The sequence below is a fragment of the Paraburkholderia sp. GAS82 genome (assembly GCF_050436285.1).
In the GTDB taxonomy this organism is placed as follows: domain Bacteria; phylum Pseudomonadota; class Gammaproteobacteria; order Burkholderiales; family Burkholderiaceae; genus Paraburkholderia; species Paraburkholderia phenazinium_B.
In genome coordinates this window covers 58,744-75,527 of sequence record NZ_JBNDLX010000005.1, presented here as the reverse complement: position 1 = coordinate 75,527, position 16,784 = coordinate 58,744, and the positions used below count along the sequence as shown (strand labels likewise).

The window sequence follows — 16,784 nt, the reverse complement described above, 5'->3', positions numbered from 1 at the left end:
CGTCATGACGGATTTGTCGAGCGGTGCATTGCAGTTGGGTTCTCCTGGGCGCGCTCAGGACGACAGCGACCCCGAGGAAACAGCCGAGTGGCTGGAAGCGTTCGATGCCGTCGTACAACACGTCGGTCGCGACCGCGCGCACTTTCTGTTCGAGCGGCTTGCGGCGCATGCGCTCGCGCAGGGCGTTGAATCGTCCCGCGCGCGGGTGACGCCCTACGTCAATACGATTGCCTTCGATCAGCAGCCCCGTTATCCGGGCGATCTCGAACTCGAGGAGCGGCTCGCCGCCGCGTTGCGCTGGAATGCGCTCGCCATGGTGGTGCGGGCCAACAAGGCGTACGGCGAACTCGGCGGCCACATTGCGAGCTATGCATCGGCGGCGGATCTGTTCGAAGTGGGCTTCAATCACTTCTTTCGCGCCGCAGCGCCCGACGCAGGCGAGGGCAGCGGCGGCGATCTCGTGTATTTCCAGCCGCACTCGTCGCCAGGTGTGTATGCGCGGGCATATCTGGAAGGATTCCTGAACGAAGAAAATCTGCAGCACTACCGGCGCGAAATCGCCGGGCCTGGCCTGTGCTCTTATCCGCATCCATGGCTGATGCCGGACTTCTGGCAGTTTCCGACTGGCTCGATGGGCATTGGGCCGATCAATTCGATCTACCAGGCGCGCTTCATGCGCTATCTGCAGAATCGCGGCCTCGCGCAAACCGAAGGCCGCAAGGTGTGGGGTTTCTTCGGCGACGGCGAGATGGACGAGCCGGAATCGATCGGCGCGTTGTCGCTGGCGGCGCGCGAAGGGCTCGACAACCTGATCTTCGTGATCAACTGCAACCTGCAGCGGCTCGACGGTCCGGTGCGCAGCAACGGCCGCATCATCGACGAGCTCGAAGCGCACTTCAGCGGCGCCGGCTGGAATGTGATCAAGGTGGTGTGGGGGTCGGACTGGGACGCGTTGTTTGCGCGCGATCGTACCGGCGCTCTCGCGCGTGCCTTCGCTCACACCGTGGACGGCCAGTTCCAGACATTTTCGGCGAATGACGGTGCGTATAACCGAGAACGTTTCTTCGGCCAGAATCCCGAACTCGCGGCGCTCGCTGCGCAGCTGAGCGATCAGGAAATCGACCGCTTGCGCCGCGGCGGTCACGATGTGCGCAAACTGCACGCAGCCTACGCGAAGGCTTTGGCCCACCGCGGCCAGCCTACGGTGATCCTTGCGAAGACGATGAAGGGCTTCGGCATGGGCACGTCCGGGCAGGGCAGGATGACGACCCACCAGCAAAAGAAGCTCGATTTCGACGACCTGAAGGCATTCCGCGACCGCTTCCGCTTGCCGATTCCGGACGAGGACGTCGAGCAGGTCAAGTTTTACAAACCAGCGGAAGACAGCCCGGAAATGCAATACCTGCATGCACGCCGGACTGCCCTGGGGGGCTATCTGCCCAGAAGGCGGAGAGTGGCATCGAAGGGGCTGACCGTCCCTTCGATCCAGACCTGGGGGCAATTCGCGCTGGATGCGAACGGGCGCGAGATGTCCACGACGATGGCGCTTGTACGGATGCTGACCGCGCTGTTGAAGGATGGCGAGATCGGTCAGCGAGTGGTGCCGATCGTGGCCGACGAAGCGCGCACGTTTGGGATGGCGAACATGTTTCGCCAGGTTGGAATCTATTCGCCTCTCGGGCAGTTGTATGAGCCGGAGGATCTCGGCTCCATGCTGTATTACCGTGAGGACACCAAAGGACAGATTCTCGAGGAGGGGATTTCGGAAGCGGGCGCGGTGTCGTCATGGATTGCGGCGGCCACGTCGTACAGCGTGCATGACCTGCCGATGCTGCCCTTCTACATCTACTACTCGATGTTCGGCTTTCAGCGGATTGGCGACATTATCTGGGCAGCGGCGGATCAGCGCGCACGCGGGTTTCTGATCGGCGCCACCTCGGGCAAAACGACGCTCGGTGGTGAGGGCTTGCAGCATCAGGACGGCACCAGCCACCTCGCGGCATCGACGATTCCGAATTGCCGTGCCTACGATCCTGCGTTCGCGTATGAGGTAGCGGCGATCGTCGATGAGGGCATGCGCGAGATGGTCGAGCAGCAGCGCGATGTGTTCTATTACGTCACGGTGATGAACGAGAACTATGCGCAGCCTTCGGTGCCCGCGGGCGATTTGCAGGCGGTACATGACGGAATTCTGAAGGGAATTTACCCGCTGCCTACCGGGTCGACCGCCGTAGCGCGCGTGCAGTTGCTTGGCGCGGGGGCGATTCTCGGCGAAGTGGTCGCCGCGCAGACGATGCTCAAGGACGATTGGGGCATCGACGCCGCCGTGTGGAGCGTAACCAGTTTTACCGAGTTACAGCGCGACGGCATGGCGGCCGAGCGGTCTTCCAGACTGGGCGGCGTGGAGACTCAGCCCTATGTGAGCTCGGCGCTTGGCGCGTCGCAAGGACCTGTAATTGCCGCGACGGACTACGTGCGTGCAGTGCCGGAACTGATTCGGGCGTATGTGCCGCGCCGGTATGTGACGCTTGGGACCGACGGGTTCGGCCGCAGCGATACTCGCGCCGCGCTGCGGGAGTTCTTCGAAGTGGATCGGGCTTCGATCGCGATTGCTGCGTTGAAGGCGCTGGCCGATGAGGGAGAAGTGGAGTCGCGGGTGGTTCGGGACGCGGTGGAGCGATATGGCAAAAGCGGCTGGCCTGGTGGCGCGGCCTGGGTACGGTGAGGGCGCGGTACGCCCGAATCACCGTTACGTCAGCGTGCCCGTGCTGTCGTGCTGTCACTAAGCCGTGACGGCACGCGACTCGATCAACGACTTTACCAGGTCCGCATCGTGTGGCGTTGCCGGGTTGTAGACCACCATATGAAGATCCGGTCGACCGTCGACGGCAAACGCTGAATATTCGAACGCGATCATACCGGCGATCGGATGCCGCAAATGCTTGACCCCCTCGCCGTGTGCGCGCACGTCATGGTCGCGCCACATCGCGGCGAATTCTGGGCTGACCTGGCAAAGTTCCTCCACTAGCGCGGCGACCTGACTGGTGGCTCCGGCGCGCGCGGCATCCACCCGGAATGCGCCTACGACGAAACGCGCGGTGGTTTCCCAATCGGTTTGCGCGGCGCGCACGCGCGGGTCGCAGAAAACACTGCGCAGGATATTGCGTTGCTCCGGCGGCAGCGCACCGTAGTCGACGAGCGTCGCAGCGGCGGCGTGGTTCCACGCGACGACGTCCCATGTGGCAGTGCGGATCAGGGCAGGGCTCGGTTCCAGCGCATCGAGCACGTGCTGCAAGCGCGGCGTCACCCCACCGCTTGTCTGATAGCGGACCTCCGGCGGGCGGCCCAGGCCGAGCAGAAACAGATGCTCGCGCTCGACATCGGTCAGCAGCAGCGCTCGCGCGATGCGTTCCAGCACTTCAGCGGAGGGCGCTCCGCCCCGGCCCTGTTCGAGCCAGGTGTACCAGGTCGCACTGACGTTGGCCCGCTGCGCGACTTCTTCGCGCCGCAACCCCGGTGTGCGCCGGCGGGTCAACGCAATGCCGAAGGTGGCGGGATCCAGTTTCGTACGGCGATCCCTCAAATAGGTGCCCAGCGGATTTTCATTCGCGGCCGGCATGCTTACCCTCACGCTGTTAGTCGTTATACCTGTATAACGTCACTACTTTACCCTGATAGGGTACGCGCCAAGAATCTCTCCTGTCCACTTTGGCTCAGGAGAGTTTCCATGAAAGTTTTTGTGACCGGCGCAACGGGTTTTGTCGGCTCTGCGGTCGTCAAGGAATTGATCGAGGCGGGGCATGAGGTGCTCGGTCTCGCGCGCTCGGACGCGGCAGCCGCGGCGCTTGCCGCGGCAGGCGCCGAAGTACAGCGCGGCTCGCTCGAAGAGCTGGACGGCCTGCAGCGCGGCGCACTCGCCGCGGACAGCGTGATTCACACCGCCTTCAATCATGACTTCACTAAGTTTGCCGAGAACTGCGAGACGGAACGGCGTGCGCTCGAGGCGCTCGGCGACGCGCTCGAAGGCTCCGACCGGCAACTGATCGTCACCTCCGGGGTCGCGCTGCTGGCACCGGGGCGCCTCGCGACCGAAGAGGACGTCCGGCCTTTCGATCCCGCCTTCCCGCGTGCGCCGGAGCAGGTGGCGGCCTCGCTGTTCGCGCGCGGCATCAATGTCTGCACCGTGCGCCTTGCGCCCTCGGTGCATGGCGTCGGCGACCACGGCTTTATTCCGAGGGTGATCGCTATCGCGCGTGAGAAAGGGGTGTCGGCCTACGTGGGCGAAGGACTTAACCGCTGGCCTGGCGTTCATCGTCGCGATGCGGCCCGTCTTTACCGGCTTGCGGTTGAGAAAGGCGAGGCCGGCGCGCGATACCACGCGGTTGCCGATCAGGGGGTTCCGTTCAGGGAAATCGCCAGCGTGATCGGCCGTCGTCTGAACCTGCCGGTCGTCAGCAAGCGTCCAGAGGCGATGAACGAGCATTTCGGCTGGTTTGGGATGTTCGCGGCAATGGATGCGCCGACCTCGAGCCATCGCACTCAGGCAATGCTGGACTGGCACGCAGTCGGGCCGGACCTTCTGGGCGACATCGACCAGCCCGGCTATTTCGAGCATTCGTGACACCGGATGACGGCGGTCTGTTAGCCTGACGGTAAGCGATCGCCGCCAGCGCATCCGCCTGCCGCGGGCAACGCCGGTTGTTCGCGGCCCCAGTCCGATCCGGAATAGGGCAAAATAAAACCCGTCCGGACGGCCAACATCCCACACGTGAACAACTTACCAAGCTCGATTGACTCGCGGGAGTCCCTCGCGCGTGACATAGGCGCAGTCGCGCGCATTGGGGCCGTACCGTCCATGCTTCAAATGATTTGCGACGAAACCGGCATGGGTTTCGCGGCCGTTGCACGCGTCACCGACGCGACCTGGACAGCCTGCGCGGTGCGCGATACCGTCGACTTCGGCCTGCAACCGGGCGGCCAACTGGATCTGCACACTACGCTGTGCTTCGAATCGCGCGCCGCGAGAACCGCCATCGTGATCGACCAGTTCAGTCAGGACGCGACCTATTGCGGGCATCACACGCCTGCAATCTACGGTCTGGAAAGCTACATCTCGGTGCCGATCATCCTGCCGAGCGGCGAATACTTCGGCAACCTGTGCGCGATCGATGCGCGCCCGGCGAAGGTTTCGGAACCGCGCATTGTTCGCATGTTCGAGGTGTTTGCGACGCTGATCGGGATGCAACTGGACAGCGAGAAACGCCAATGGTCGACCGAGGCGCTGCTGTCGAACGAACGCGAGACGGCGACCCTGCGCGAGCAGTTTATTGCGGTGCTGGGGCATGACTTGCGCAATCCGCTTGCTGCAGTGGGAGCGACCGCGGAGCTTTTGAGCCGCCGCACCCAGGACCCCGAGATTGCAAATATCGGCAAGCGTCTGAAAACCACCGCGTCGCGCATGGCGCGGCTGATCGACGATGTGATGGACTTCGCACGCGGTCGTCTGGGCTCGGGAATCACGGTTTCTCTCCAGCCTGTAGATGACCTGGGGCAGCATCTGCGTGCCGTCGTCGACGAACTGTGCGAAGCGAACCCGTCGCGCGAAGTGTTGTGTCATCTGGCCATTGCCGCTCCCGTTCGTTGCGATCTGGCGCGTATGCAGCAGTTGCTGTCCAATCTTCTGGGCAATGCCATTAGCCACGGCGCGCCGGATGCGCCCATCGTGATAGAAGGATCGATCGATGCCGGTGAGCTGGTGCTTTCCGTCGCCAACGGCGGCGACCTGATCGCGCCGGAAACGCTGTCGCGTGTCTTCGAGCCGTACTGGCGTCCAGCGTCCAGTGCGCCCGGAGGCGGCCTTGGCCTCGGCCTTTACATCTGCAAGCAGATCGTCAGTGCCCACGCGGGAGCCCTGGAAGTGCAGTCTACCGTGGAGTTTGGGACCCGGTTTTCCGTCCGCATTCCTGTGGGTTCGTAGACCACGGGAGTTTCCGAATTCGCCGCCAGGCGTGTCGATGCCAATCGCGACAGGATCGGCCTGACCTGTGAGTCGACGGAAATGGTCGACTTCTGGCATGCTGCTTCCGATGCCTGCCTGTTGCGAACCACAGCTCCCGGCGGCAAACCCCAACACGCTAACTTGTTCATTGACGAGTGACGGACTCAGTGAAGTCACCGCACTCATGGAGAGAATCGATATGACGACGCAAACCGAAACCGCCCTCCTGGCTGGCGGGTGCTTCTGGGGCATGCAGGACCTGCTGCGCCGCTACCCCGGCGTACTGTCCACGCGTGTGGGCTACACGGGCGGCGACGTACCCAACGCCACCTACCGCAACCACGGCACGCACGCCGAGGCCATCGAGATCGTGTTCGATCCGGGCAAGATCAGCTATCGCCAGATCCTCGAATTCTTCTTTCAGATCCACGATCCGACCACGAAGAACCGCCAGGGCAACGACATTGGGCTGAGCTACCGCTCAGCCATCTTCTATCTCAGCGAAGAGCAGAAGCAGGTGGCGTTGAAGACGGTGGCAGATGTCGATGCATCGGATCTGTGGCCCGGCAAGGTCGTCACCGAGATCGCGCCCGCAGGTCCGTTCTGGGAGGCGGAGCCGGAACATCAGGATTACCTGGAGCGGATTCCCAACGGATATACCTGCCACTTCGTGCGGCAAGGCTGGAAGCTGCCCGCTGCTTGAGCGGAGGCGCCTGACTGTGCCGCTGAGCCGCCGGGCCGCGGCATTTCACACGCGATGCGGGCCGGAGATTTTCAGGCGGGCAATGCGCCGGTACAAGGTCGCTCGCGAGATGCCGAGCGCGACCGCGGCTGCATTGGGCCGCCATTGGTGACGCGTGAGCGCTTCGATGATCCGGGTGCGTTCGTCGTGTTCATCGCATCCACTGGCTTCCTGCGCACGCCGGCCATCGCCGTCAGGCGCGAGCAGCGCCGCGATATCCGGCGGCACATGCCGCATCTCCACACGCGTCGACTCGCACATCGCGCACGCGTAGCGCAGCACGTTGCGTAACTGGCGGATGTTGCCAGGCCACGCATACGTGCACAGATGCGCTGCGAGCCGCGCATCGAGCGTCAGCACATGGCCGGCCGTGCGCGCTTCCTCGTCGAAAACCGCATCGATCACATCGCGGATGTCCGCGCGTTCTCGTAATGGCGGCATGCTTAGCGTCGCGCCGGTCAGCCGGTAGTACAGGTCCTCGCGGAAGAGCCCTTCCATCACCATCTGCGCGAGATCGCGATGGGTGGCGCAGATCACGTCGATATCCACCTGTTGCGGTGCATCGCCGCCGAGCGGTATCACTTCGCCTTCGGCGAGCACGCGCAACAGACGCGTTTGCAGATTCAGCGGCATGTCGCCGATCTCATCGAGAAACAGCGTGCCCGTGTGGGCCTGCGCGATCTTGCCGGTTGCGCCACGGCTGCGAGCGCCGGTAAAGGCGCCGGGCGCATAGCCGAACAACTCGCTTTCGATCAGCGCTTCGGGAATCGCGCTGCAATTGACCGCAACAAAGGGGCGGGTGCGGCGCTCGCTAGCGTCGTGCACGGCACGCGCGAATACTTCCTTGCCGACGCCGGTCTCACCAAGCACGAGAAGCGGTAGCCGTTTGCCGGCAACGCGCAACGCTACCTGCGCGTTCTGTGCGATACGGCGATCCGCGCTATGCAGGAAGCGAGCGAGGGAACCGAGGTTGCTGTCCGCCTGCGCTTCGCGCGCCGTGCTTGCCGCAGTGAGATTGCTGCTGTTGCTGCTGTGGCGTGCGGAGCGCCTAAGCGGTGCGCGGATTCGTGCATACAGCATCATGCCGGTGGCTCGCACCCGTAGTCCGACAATCGCATCGCTGCGCGCGGCGTCATGCAGATGCTCGGCTGACACATCGAAGACTTCGTCGATGTGACGCGGTTCCTTGAGTCCTGGGACGCATTCGTGCGCTTTGCGATTCGCGGCGACCACGTTGCCGCCTTCGTCGAGTGCGATCAGCACTTCGGGTTGCGCTTCGACGAAGTTGCGGCTCGCGTGGCCGAAGAGAACCCAGTGCTGTGCCGTCTGATTGAGAAAATAGCCATCTTCGATGAGCACCGCACTTTGCCGCACCAGTTGCAGCACGAGGCGCTGGCTATCGCGATTATCCGGCGACTGCACCGCCGACGCGTCGAGCACACCGATCATCTCCCCGTTCGGTGCAAAGATCGGGGCCGCGCTGCAGGTCAGCGTGGTGAACGCTGCGCGGAAGTGATCGGTCTTGTGGACGGTGATCGGCGCCAGATCGGTCAGGACGTTTGCCACACCGCAGGTGCCTTCTTCGCGCTCCGACCAGCATGAACCGATGAACAGCCCCGCGCGTTTGAAGTCGTTGCGGCGGTCGCGGTCGATCCGGTAGTCGATCGTGACGCCATGTGCATCGGTCAGCATCACGCAATAGTCGGCCACGCGAATCATCTCGTGCAGGCGCGCCAGACACTGGCCCGATGCGCGCAGAAAGGCCTCCTCCTTGCTTCGCACTTCGCGCAGTTCATTGGAGGTGAGCACACGCGGTCCGATCACGGAGCTCGGATCGAGCCGATATTCCTCGAACGAGCGCTGCCATGACGACACGAGACGCGGCGAACCAGCGGGCGCAGGCAGCCGTCCCTCGATGGCGCCGCGCACCCGGTCGACGTGCTGGGTTTGAGAGACATAGGGCATGGCCGGCTCCCGTCGAGTCACGCGGTGAGTGCAGGCTGTTTTTGTAGCACATCTGACGTGCGCAATCACACTGCAATGCAGCATGCGAGACGGCTGAGACGATTGTCTCAAGCGGGTCGTGAGACTGCGGGGTTGTCGCGTTGAGGCTTATGCGGTGGGGCTTGCCGTGATCTTTGCGTGGCCCGGTGAGACGCCTGTGAGCGTACGAGTCGAGGGCTTGAGACGTCTCAATGGCTATCTGATGCTGTTCGTTCCGCATGACCAGCGAGTGCGTCGCCCGCGGAAACCCCTTTAAACAAGCGGTTTTCGTTGTCATGCGGTGCCGCTTGGGTTTTTTGGCACATCCTTTGCAGTGTCTTTGTCACGCATGAAAGCGCAGCAGTCGGCAGCGCTTTACAAAAAAAGACCGGAGACAAGACAGTGCCATCGCCCATCACCGTCGGCGTGATCGCAAACCCCGCATCGGGGCGCGATATTCGCCGGCTCACCAGCCACGCGTCGGTGTTCCCGACATCGGAAAAGGCCAACATGGTCGTGCGGCTGCTCGCGGGACTCGGCGTGGTCGGTGTCGAGCGCGTGCTGACCCTGCGTGATCGCACCGGCGTCGCGGCGCTCCTGCTGCGCGCAATCGATACCCATACGGCGCTCGCCGGCCCACAGCCCTGGCCTCAAGTCGAATTCCTCGAACAACCGATTGCGGACAGCGTGGCGGACACCCATGCCGGCGTCGCTGCGATGGTGCGCGCAGAAGTTGGACTGATCGCGGTGCTGGGCGGTGATGGCACGCATCGCGCAGTGGCCGCGCATTGCGCGCAAGTGCCCTTGCTGACGCTCTCCACCGGCACCAACAATGCCTTCCCTGAGATGCGCGAGGCAACCGTCGCGGGCCTCGCGGGCGCGCTCGTCGCGTCCGGCGCGGTGCCCGCCGAGGTCGCGTTGAGGCGCAACAAACGCCTCGTGGTCCGCTGCGTGGCAGGGCCAAATCGCGGCCGCGAAGAGATTGCGCTGGTCGACGTGTGTGTCAGCCGTCAACGCTTCGTTGGCGCGCGGGCCGTATCGGAACCAGCAGATATCGAAACGCTGTTTTTGACGTTTGCGGCTCCCGACGGCATCGGACTGTCGTCGATTGGCGGCGCATGGGCTCCGGTGGAACGCAGCGCGCCACACGGCTTGCATCTGTGTTTTGGGCGCAACGGCGAACCGGGTGTGCCGCTCGTCGCGCCGATCGCGCCTGGCCGCGTCGAGCAGGTGACGTTGCGCACCTGCGAACGCTTTGAGGCCGGCGTGTGGACGCCGCTGAATACCGGGCACGGCACGCTTGCCTTCGACGGTGAGCGTGAGATCGAACTCGAGCGCGACGACCGCTATGAGATTTCGCTTGATTGGAACGGCCCGCTTACGGTGGATGTCGAGCGCACCTTGCGCTATTGCGCTTCGCATCAGCTCATGCGCGAGGCGGCTTATAGGGCTGGCGCTGTCATGCAGACGGCGGCCGGCGCAGGCGCTTAGCAGAGCGTATTAGAGTCAGCGTCAGCCATGGCTCCAAACTGCCGCGCGCGACGCTTGTTTAGGTAGCAGTGCATTTGATTCATTCCAAGGAGACACGCCATGTCGGTTTCGAGTCAGTTGAGCAAGGAAAAGCTACTGGAGGCGTACCGGTTGATGCGCACGATCCGCGAATTCGAAGAGCGGCTGCACGTCGAATTCGCCACCGGCGAGATTCCCGGCTTTGTGCACCTGTATGCCGGCGAGGAAGCGTCGGCGGTGGGCACGATGATGCATCTGGATATTGCGGACTATGTGGCCACCACGCACCGCGGTCACGGCCATTGCATCGCCAAGGGCGTCGACGTGCGCGGCATGATGGCCGAAATTTACGGTCGTCAGACAGGGGTATGCCATGGCAAGGGCGGCTCGATGCATATCGCCGATCTGTCGAAGGGCATGCTCGGCGCGAATGGCATCGTCGGAGCGGGCGGCCCGCTGATCTGCGGCGCGGCGCTCGCCGCCAAGTACAAGAAAACCGGCGGCGTCGGCGTGTGCTTCTTCGGTGACGGTGCGTCGAATCAGGGGGTGATCTTCGAATCGATGAATCTCGCTTCTGTGTGGCGCTTGCCGGCCATCTTCGTGGCGGAAAACAACGGCTATGCCGAGGCGACCTCGTCGACGTGGTCGGTGGCCACCGACAACATTGCCGACCGGGCGAGCGGCTTCGGCATGCCGGGCGTGATCGTCGACGGTTTCGATTTCTTCGCGGTGCATGAGGCGCTGGGCGAAGCCATCGCGCGTGCCCGCAATGGCGGCGGCCCGACGCTCGTCGAAGTGAAGTTCTCGCGCTATTTCGGCCATTTCGAAGGCGATGCGCAAACCTATCGTGCGCCGGGTGAGGTGCAGAAGCTGCGTGACGAGAAGGATTGCCTGAAGCGCTTCGAGGAACGTGTGGTGCGCGCGGAAATGCTTACTTCCAATGAGTTGCGTGGTGTCGATGCCAAGGTCAGGCAACTGATCGACGATGCGGTGAAAGAGGCCAAGGCGGCGCCTTTGCCGACCGCCGAGGATCTATTGACTGATGTCTACGTGTCTTATCCGTAAACGCAAAGCATATCTAAACATTGGCATTGGAGGCGGAAATGGCACGGAAGATCACATTTTCTCAGGCGATCAACGAAGCGCTGAGTCAGGAGATGGCGCGCGACGAAAGCGTCATCGTGATGGGTGAGGACAATGCGGGCGGCGCAGGTTCGCCCGGCGAGCAGGACGCATGGGGCGGCGTGCTCGGTGTAACGAAGGGGCTCTTTCACAAATATCCGGGGCGCGTGCTCGATACGCCGCTTTCGGAAGGCGGTTATATCGGCGCGGCAGTGGGCGCGGCCGCTTGCGGAATGCGTCCGGTCGCGGAGTTGATGTTTATCGACTTCATGGGCGTGTGCTTCGATCAGATCTTCAATCAGGCCGCCAAGTTTCGCTATATGTTCGGCGGAAAAGCGGTGACGCCGGTAGTGATCCGCGCGATGCAGGGCGCCGGCTTGCGGGCAGCGGCCCAGCATTCGCAGATGTTGACCTCGCTATTCACTCACATTCCCGGGCTGAAAGTGGTGTGTCCGTCCACACCGTATGACGCAAAGGGCCTGCTGATCCAGGCGATCCGCGACAACGACCCGGTGATTTTCTGTGAGCACAAGCTGCTCTACAGCCGTGAAGGCGATGTGCCCGAAGAGTCGTATGCGATTCCGTTCGGCGAAGCGAACGTGGTGCGCGAAGGCGACGACGTCACCATCGTGACCTATGGACGCATGGTGCACTTCGCGACCGAGGCCGCAGAGAAACTCGCCAAGGAAGGCATCCAGGTGGAAGTCATCGATTTGCGCACCACCTCGCCGCTCGACGAAGAAACGATCCTCGAGAGCGCCGAACGTACTGGACGCGTGGTGGTGGTCGACGAAGCCAATCCGCGCTGCTCGATGGCAACGGATATCGCCGCGCTGGTCGCGCAACGCGCGTTTCACTCGCTGAAGGCGCCGATCGAACTCGTCACGGCGCCGCACACGCCGGCGCCTTTTGCCGGAGTGCTCGAAGACATGTACATCCCGTCGGCCGAAAAAATCGCCGCAGCGGTGCGGAAAGTGAGGAGCTAGCAATGCCGGTTCACATGATTACGATGCCCAAGTGGGGCCTCTCGATGGAGCAGGGGCAGGTCAACGGATGGCTCAAGGCGCTGGGCGAGAAAGTCGGCAAAGGCGATGAAGTACTCGACGTCGAAACGGACAAGATCGCGTCCGGCGTCGAGTGCGCTTTCGATGGCATCCTGCGTCGTCAGATCGCACAGGAGGGCGATACGTTGCCGGTGGGCGCACTGCTGGCGGTGGTGTCCGACGAAGCGACCACGGAGGCGGAAATCGATCAGGCAGTCGAAGCATTCCAGCGCGACTTCGTGCCGGCCAGCGCCGATACCGCCGACGCAGGGCCGCAACCCGAGAAGGTGCAGATCGGCGGGCGCACCATCCGCTATCTGAAGATCGGCGAGGGCGGCACACCTGTGGTCCTGATCCACGGTTTCGGGGGGGACCTGAATAACTGGCTCTTCAATCACGCCGATCTTGCCGCTCATCGCGCGGTATGGGCGCTTGATCTGCCGGGGCATGGCGAGTCAGGCAAGGCGGTCGAGGCAGGCGACGCGGACGAACTGGCGGCGAGCGTAATCGCGTTTCTCGACGATCGCGGTATCGGGCGCGCGCACCTGGTCGGACATTCGATGGGCAGTCTCGTCGCGATGACGGTCGCCGATAAGGCGCCGCAGCGGGTTGCTTCGTTGTCGTTGATCGCGGGCGCAGGTCTCGGCAAGGAGATCAATCGCGAGTATATCGACGGCTTTGTGGCTGGCAGCAGCCGCAACACGATAAAACCGCATCTGACGAAGCTGTTTGCGGATCCGTCGCTGGTGACCCGTCAACTGGTCGAAGACATCGTCAAGTACAAGCGTCTGGAGGGGGTGAACGAGGCTTTGCAGAAGATCGCCGCGTCGGCCTTCGAAGGCAACGCGCAGCGCAAGCTCTATCGCGATCGCCTCGCGACGCTCGCACCGCGCACGCTGGTGATCTGGGGCGCGCAGGATCAGATCATTCCCGCCAGTCACGCGCAAGGACTGGCGGGAGATGTCTCTGTGCATGTCGTTGAAGGGAAGGGACACATGGTGCAGATGGAGGCTGCATCGGAGGTGAACCGCCTGCTCAACGACTTCTTCGGAGACTAGCCGTGGCGCAGGCCGATCAACCACCCTGATACAACTTGTTCAGACGGGCGATCTCGCCATCGTGCTCGGCCTGAGCCAGTTCATGACGAACTTCGGCACGCGTCTTCGGCGTCACGTTGATTTGATTCGGACTCCATTGCTGCGGTTGTGCGGCGACCGTCGGTTGAGCGGCGGTCGTTGCCGGCGTTGATGCATTTGAACCCGCAGACGTATCGGGCTTGTGTCGGGAAAGCGGCGAATTGCAATGTCGTGTATCACCTCGATGCCCAGATGCATGGCGATACGAATCACGGGTTTTCCGCCAGCAAGGATTTGATCTTCGCTTCTGTCTGGTCATAAGCACCTTCACCGAAATGCGTGTAGACGACGCGCCCCTTCTTGTCGACCAGATAGAACGCCGGCCAATACTGGTTGTCGTAGGCGTTCCACGTCGCATAGTGGTTGTCCTGCGCGACCGGGTAGGTGATGCCGAGGCGCTTGATCGCTTCCTTGACGTTGTCTGTGTTGCGTTCGAACGGATACTCGGGCGTGTGGACGCCCACTACCACCAGCCCCTGATTGCTGAACTGCTGATTCCAGGCCTTCACGTGAGGCAGCACGTCGATACAGTTGATGCAGGTGTAGGTCCAGAAGTCGACCAGCACCACCTTGCCGCGCAACTGCTGCATAGTCAGCGGGCTGCTATTGATCCAGTTGTCGATACCGGTGAAATCCGGAGCGGTATTGTTTTTGCCGGGAAGGGTGGCAGCCGGGGCCGCGGCCGGACTCGCCGCGAGAGCGGTAATGGCAGCGGCACCGCCAGCCACGGTGGCGGCAAACAGAATCGTGGCGGCGACGGATTTGAAGTTGGAGAACATGTCAGGGGCCTTTCGTTGAACGGGATGGCTGTATTGGAACGCCCGTTCGTATCTGGCTTGTGTCGCCGCGGTGGCTGCAGTGCAATGTTTTGTGTCGCGGGAATGCCCAGATACATTGGGATACAAAGCCCCGCCGGTACCAGGCTATAAAGCAGCCATTCCTCTGGTGGAGAGTCCCATGAGTGCCCAACTGCCCGTCGATTGCCTTGAAGGCATCGACCCGTATACGCTGGAGGTCGTCGTGGCCAATGGCGCGAACCAGTCAGTCGCGGAGGACGTATGAGGCGGCTGATGGCAATTCTCGCCTTCCTGGCGGGCGGACTTGCAGCGGAGATGGCGCACCCCGTGCAGTGTTTGCTGGTCAACGTGAACCGTGTGCGCGTCAATCGTCGGAAGGATTGAGCCATTGATGGAAAACACCGACCACATCCTGATCGTCGATGACGATCGCGGCATCCGCGAACTCATTGCGACCTATCTCGAGAAGAACGGCATGCGCGTATCGCTGGCCGCTAACGGTCGCCAGATGCGCGCCGTGCTGGAGCAGGGTGCGCCTGATCTGATCGTGCTCGACCTGATGATGCCCGGAGAGGACGGTCTCGTCCTGTGCCGCGAATTGCGTGCGGGCAAGTTTCGCGCGGTGCCGGTTTTGATGCTGACCGCCCGCAGCGAAGAGACGGATCGCATTGTCGGGCTGGAAATGGGCGCCGACGATTACCTGTCCAAGCCGTTTGCCGTGCGCGAACTGCTGGCGCGCATCCGCTCGGTCTTGCGCCGCGCGAGGATGCTGCCGCCCGGTATGCAGGTGACGGAAACCTCGCCGATGATCAGCTTTGGCGACTGGCGGCTCGACACAGTCGCGCGTCATCTGCTCGACGCCGAGGGCACCATGGTGGCCCTGAGCGGCGCGGAGTACCGCCTGCTGCGCGTATTTCTCGATCACCCGCAACGCGTGCTGACGCGAGACCAGTTGCTCAATCTGACCCAGGGCCGTCAGGCCGACGCGTTCGACCGCTCGATCGATCTGCTGGTGAGCCGTTTGCGGCAGCGCCTGCAGGACACCGCACGCGAACCGCGCTACATCAAGACGCTACGTAGCGAGGGCTACGTGTTCTCTGCTGCCGTGACCATGGTCGAAGGCGATCAATGAAACGCAATGCCTTGCTGCGATGGCCGCCGCGCACGCTGTTCGCCCGGCTCGCGCTGATTCTGTTTGTCAGCCTTGCGCTGGTGCAAACGCTGTCGGTCTGGCTCACCAGGACGGAGCGGGACCAGACCATGACCAACGTGATGATGGGTTACATCGAGCGCGAGGTTACGAGCTCGGTTGCGTTGCTCGATCATCTGCCGCCCAGCGAGCGTGCGGAATGGCTGCCGCGGCTGGCGCGGCGCACCTATACCTTCGCTCTGGGGCCCGGCGTAAGCGGTACGCCTCCTGATGCGGCGCTCTCGGCGAAGGTGGCGCAATCCATCGCGGATGGCATCGGCAAGCGCTATCCGCTCACGGCCAACGCCGTACCGGGCGACCCAGATCGCCTGCAGGTTCATCTGCAACTGAGTGACGGCACGCCGCTGACGATCGACTACCATCCCATGCCCAGCGCGCCGCTGTCGCCGTGGTTGTCGTGGGTGCTGGTGCTGCAGCTGGTGGTGCTGGCCGCATGCTGCTGGCTGGCCGTACGCATCGCGACGCGCCCATTGAGCCAGTTGGCGCGGGCGGCCGATACGCTCGGCCCCGATCTCAAAGCGGAGCGTCTGCCCGAAGACGGGCCGGACGAAGTGGCGCGCGCGGCGCGGGCGTTCAATGCCATGCAGGACCGCATCAGAATGTACATGACCGAGCGTCTGCAGATCCTCGCGGCGATTTCGCACGACCTGCAAACACCGATCACGCGCATGCGTTTGCGCCTGGATGTGATGGACGACAGTGCCGAGGGCGTAAAACTGCAGCAGGACCTGCGGGAAATGGAAACGATGGTCAAGGAAGGTGTCACGTACGCGCGCACCATGCACGGCGCCACCGAGGCGCCGTTGCGGATCGATCCGGATGCACTATTCGACAGCCTTGTGCTCGACTACGTGGATGCCGGCAAGGACGTGTCGCTGCATGGGCAAATCTCCACCGCGTTAGTGACGCGCCCCCAGGCGTTGCGCCGGATCGTGGGCAATCTGGTCGACAACGCGCTGAAGTTCGGCGGCTCGGCTGAAATCAGATTGGCCGCATCGCCGAATGGGCAGGTGACGATCTCCGTGCTCGATCGCGGACCGGGTATTCCGGCCGAATCACTGGACGCGGTGTTCGAGCCGTTCTACCGGCTGGAAGGATCGCGCAACCGCGGCACGGGGGGTACGGGACTCGGCCTCGCGATTGCTCGTCAACTCGCTTTGGCGATGGACGCATCGCTGTCATTGCAGAACCGTCCCGAAGGCGGTCTGGAAGCCAGGCTCGTATTGAAGAGCGTTCGCTAGCGT

14 protein-coding genes are annotated in these 16,784 nt (G+C 63.0%); 10 read left to right on the top strand and 4 right to left on the bottom strand.

Annotated elements, in window-relative coordinates; genetic code table 11:
* Nucleotides 1-4 precede the first annotated feature (4 nt).
* Nucleotides 5-2,725, top strand: a complete 2,721-nt coding sequence (gene mdeB, locus P3T17_RS16735; RefSeq protein WP_429408000.1) for an alpha-ketoglutarate dehydrogenase — start codon at nucleotides 5-7, stop codon at nucleotides 2,723-2,725.
* Nucleotides 2,726-2,782: 57 nt separating this feature from the next.
* Here mdeB and P3T17_RS16730 read toward each other — a convergent pair whose 3' ends face one another.
* Nucleotides 2,783-3,619 (bottom strand): helix-turn-helix transcriptional regulator, encoded by an 837-nt coding sequence (locus P3T17_RS16730; protein ID WP_074268940.1) that lies wholly within the window; start codon nucleotides 3,617-3,619, stop codon nucleotides 2,783-2,785.
* Between the two features lie 108 nt (nucleotides 3,620-3,727).
* On the opposite strand from P3T17_RS16730, the gene P3T17_RS16725 reads away from it, so the two are divergent.
* From P3T17_RS16725 to msrA, 3 genes are all read left to right on the top strand, one after another.
* Nucleotides 3,728-4,621: an SDR family oxidoreductase gene (locus tag P3T17_RS16725; protein WP_429407998.1), complete on the top strand. Its 894-nt coding sequence runs from the start codon at nucleotides 3,728-3,730 to the stop codon at nucleotides 4,619-4,621.
* Between the two features lie 234 nt (nucleotides 4,622-4,855).
* Complete coding sequence (locus P3T17_RS16720) at nucleotides 4,856-5,977, top strand: sensor histidine kinase (RefSeq protein WP_429407996.1); 1,122 nt, start codon at nucleotides 4,856-4,858, stop codon at nucleotides 5,975-5,977.
* A 220-nt stretch (nucleotides 5,978-6,197) separates the two neighbouring features.
* Nucleotides 6,198-6,701 carry a peptide-methionine (S)-S-oxide reductase MsrA gene (gene msrA / locus P3T17_RS16715; RefSeq protein ID WP_429285865.1) on the top strand — a complete coding sequence of 168 codons (504 nt, stop codon included), beginning with the start codon at nucleotides 6,198-6,200 and terminating at the stop codon, nucleotides 6,699-6,701.
* A gap of 45 nt (nucleotides 6,702-6,746) precedes the next feature.
* Here the strand turns inward: msrA and P3T17_RS16710 are convergent, their stop codons facing one another.
* Nucleotides 6,747-8,705: a sigma-54-dependent Fis family transcriptional regulator gene (locus tag P3T17_RS16710; protein ID WP_429407994.1), complete on the bottom strand. Its 1,959-nt coding sequence runs from the start codon at nucleotides 8,703-8,705 to the stop codon at nucleotides 6,747-6,749.
* Nucleotides 8,706-9,125: 420 nt separating this feature from the next.
* On the opposite strand from P3T17_RS16710, the gene P3T17_RS16705 reads away from it, so the two are divergent.
* The 4 genes from P3T17_RS16705 to P3T17_RS16690 all read left to right on the top strand — a co-directional run bounded on the left by P3T17_RS16705 (nucleotide 9,126) and on the right by P3T17_RS16690 (nucleotide 13,455).
* Complete coding sequence (locus P3T17_RS16705) at nucleotides 9,126-10,214, top strand: ATP-NAD kinase family protein (RefSeq protein ID WP_429407993.1); 1,089 nt, start codon at nucleotides 9,126-9,128, stop codon at nucleotides 10,212-10,214.
* A 99-nt stretch (nucleotides 10,215-10,313) separates the two neighbouring features.
* Complete coding sequence (locus P3T17_RS16700; protein WP_429407991.1) at nucleotides 10,314-11,297, top strand: thiamine pyrophosphate-dependent dehydrogenase E1 component subunit alpha; 984 nt, start codon at nucleotides 10,314-10,316, stop codon at nucleotides 11,295-11,297.
* A 38-nt stretch (nucleotides 11,298-11,335) separates the two neighbouring features.
* On the top strand, nucleotides 11,336-12,340 hold the full coding sequence (locus tag P3T17_RS16695) for an alpha-ketoacid dehydrogenase subunit beta (RefSeq protein WP_074268934.1): 1,005 nt from the start codon (nucleotides 11,336-11,338) through the stop codon (nucleotides 12,338-12,340).
* A 2-nt stretch (nucleotides 12,341-12,342) separates the two neighbouring features.
* Nucleotides 12,343-13,455, top strand: a complete 1,113-nt coding sequence (locus tag P3T17_RS16690) for an acetoin dehydrogenase dihydrolipoyllysine-residue acetyltransferase subunit (RefSeq protein WP_429407989.1) — start codon at nucleotides 12,343-12,345, stop codon at nucleotides 13,453-13,455.
* Between the two features lie 16 nt (nucleotides 13,456-13,471).
* Here P3T17_RS16690 and P3T17_RS16685 read toward each other — a convergent pair whose 3' ends face one another.
* Nucleotides 13,472-13,792 (bottom strand): DUF4148 domain-containing protein, encoded by a 321-nt coding sequence (locus P3T17_RS16685; RefSeq protein WP_429407987.1) that lies wholly within the window; start codon nucleotides 13,790-13,792, stop codon nucleotides 13,472-13,474.
* The gene (locus P3T17_RS16680; RefSeq protein ID WP_429407985.1) at nucleotides 13,743-14,312 is read right to left on the bottom strand and encodes a thioredoxin family protein; all 570 of its coding nucleotides are present in this window, start codon (nucleotides 14,310-14,312) and stop codon (nucleotides 13,743-13,745) included. Before P3T17_RS16680 ends, P3T17_RS16685 begins: the two co-directional genes overlap by 50 nt.
* A gap of 409 nt (nucleotides 14,313-14,721) precedes the next feature.
* Between P3T17_RS16680 and P3T17_RS16675 the strand changes: the two genes are divergently transcribed.
* Together P3T17_RS16675 and P3T17_RS16670 are read left to right on the top strand one after the other, a co-directional pair.
* Nucleotides 14,722-15,462: a response regulator gene (locus P3T17_RS16675; RefSeq protein WP_074268931.1), complete on the top strand. Its 741-nt coding sequence runs from the start codon at nucleotides 14,722-14,724 to the stop codon at nucleotides 15,460-15,462.
* Complete coding sequence (locus P3T17_RS16670; RefSeq protein WP_429407983.1) at nucleotides 15,459-16,781, top strand: ATP-binding protein; 1,323 nt, start codon at nucleotides 15,459-15,461, stop codon at nucleotides 16,779-16,781. Before P3T17_RS16675 ends, P3T17_RS16670 begins: the two co-directional genes overlap by 4 nt.
* Nucleotides 16,782-16,784: the final 3 nt, after the last annotated feature.

Excerpts from the sequence above, each read along its gene's own strand:
- mdeB (WP_429408000.1), top strand. The coding sequence starts at position 5 with ATGACGGATTTGTCGAGCGGTGCATTGCAGTTGGGTTCTCCTGGGCGC.
- P3T17_RS16730 (WP_074268940.1), bottom strand. The coding sequence starts at position 3,619 with ATGCCGGCCGCGAATGAAAATCCGCTGGGCACCTATTTGAGGGATCGC.
- P3T17_RS16725 (WP_429407998.1), top strand. The coding sequence starts at position 3,728 with ATGAAAGTTTTTGTGACCGGCGCAACGGGTTTTGTCGGCTCTGCGGTC.
- P3T17_RS16720 (WP_429407996.1), top strand. The coding sequence starts at position 4,856 with ATGCTTCAAATGATTTGCGACGAAACCGGCATGGGTTTCGCGGCCGTT.
- msrA (WP_429285865.1), top strand. The coding sequence starts at position 6,198 with ATGACGACGCAAACCGAAACCGCCCTCCTGGCTGGCGGGTGCTTCTGG.
- P3T17_RS16710 (WP_429407994.1), bottom strand. The coding sequence starts at position 8,705 with ATGCCCTATGTCTCTCAAACCCAGCACGTCGACCGGGTGCGCGGCGCC.
- P3T17_RS16700 (WP_429407991.1), top strand. The coding sequence starts at position 10,314 with ATGTCGGTTTCGAGTCAGTTGAGCAAGGAAAAGCTACTGGAGGCGTAC.
- P3T17_RS16695 (WP_074268934.1), top strand. The coding sequence starts at position 11,336 with ATGGCACGGAAGATCACATTTTCTCAGGCGATCAACGAAGCGCTGAGT.
- P3T17_RS16690 (WP_429407989.1), top strand. The coding sequence starts at position 12,343 with ATGCCGGTTCACATGATTACGATGCCCAAGTGGGGCCTCTCGATGGAG.
- P3T17_RS16685 (WP_429407987.1), bottom strand. The coding sequence starts at position 13,792 with ATGACCAGACAGAAGCGAAGATCAAATCCTTGCTGGCGGAAAACCCGT.
- P3T17_RS16680 (WP_429407985.1), bottom strand. The coding sequence starts at position 14,312 with ATGTTCTCCAACTTCAAATCCGTCGCCGCCACGATTCTGTTTGCCGCC.
- P3T17_RS16675 (WP_074268931.1), top strand. The coding sequence starts at position 14,722 with ATGGAAAACACCGACCACATCCTGATCGTCGATGACGATCGCGGCATC.
- P3T17_RS16670 (WP_429407983.1), top strand. The coding sequence starts at position 15,459 with ATGAAACGCAATGCCTTGCTGCGATGGCCGCCGCGCACGCTGTTCGCC.